The organism is Methylobacterium sp. AC315, from assembly GCF_979253755.1.
In genome coordinates this window covers 1-779 of the sequence record NZ_CEEDEA010000069.1, presented here as the reverse complement: position 1 = coordinate 779, position 779 = coordinate 1, and the positions used below count along the sequence as shown (strand labels likewise).

General features: G+C 59.2%; 1 protein-coding gene. It reads right to left on the bottom strand.

Features of this window, described 5'->3' with window-relative positions; genetic code table 11:
- Positions 1-170 (bottom strand): response regulator (locus tag AC0IY0_RS28735; RefSeq protein WP_471766478.1); only part of this gene is annotated, 170 nt, incomplete at its 3' end.
- Positions 171-779 lie beyond the last annotated feature (609 nt).

The window sequence follows — 779 nt, the reverse complement described above, 5'->3', positions numbered from 1 at the left end:
ATGTCGGGCAGGTTCAAGTCGAGGAGGATGATGTCGTAATCGTAGAGCTTGCCGAGGTCTATGCCTTCTTCGCCAAGATCGGTGGCATAGGTGACGAAACTCTCGGACTTGAGCATTAGATCAATGCTTTGTGCGACAGTGGCATCGTCTTCGATTAGCAGAACGCGCATGACATCACCTCGAACTATGAGGTGTTCTAGTTCCGTATCAATACCGAACCGTTAACAGGCGTTCTTACTGTTCAGCGCTCATTGACGAACCGAACCACCCCTCCCTGATGTCGGCCTTGCCTCCTTCAGAGCTGGAATGCCAAGGCGCGGGCCGAGGAGCCGGTGGCGCCCGCTAACGCAGCTGAGCCGGTTCCCGCTACAGCCCCGACTGCCCCCAAAGTTCCCATTGCTCATATGAAGGGCACGGCCCTCAAAGTTGAGGTGCCGGATCTGGTGAGGACGGCGCTACGGAAGGAGGCGCTAAGCCGCCGGGTTTCAGTAAAGTACCTCGTGCGCAAGGCCCTGGCCGCCGAGGGACACAACATCGACTTGGCCGCCGTACCAGAAGTCGGAAGTCGTTTGCGATTATCAAGGCGGCTCTTATCGCAGCTCTCGCGGCCGCCCTTGCCGCAGCCGCAGCCGACCCCGTCAGCGTGCAGGGGAACGAATGCTCACCGCGGCATTCCTTTTGACGCCCGCGACCCTGGTTGGCCTAGTGGAGTGAGTTAGAGGTTCCCTTGCGGTTTTGGGAGTCGAGAGCCATCTGCCGGACGTCCGCGAGGAGGTTTC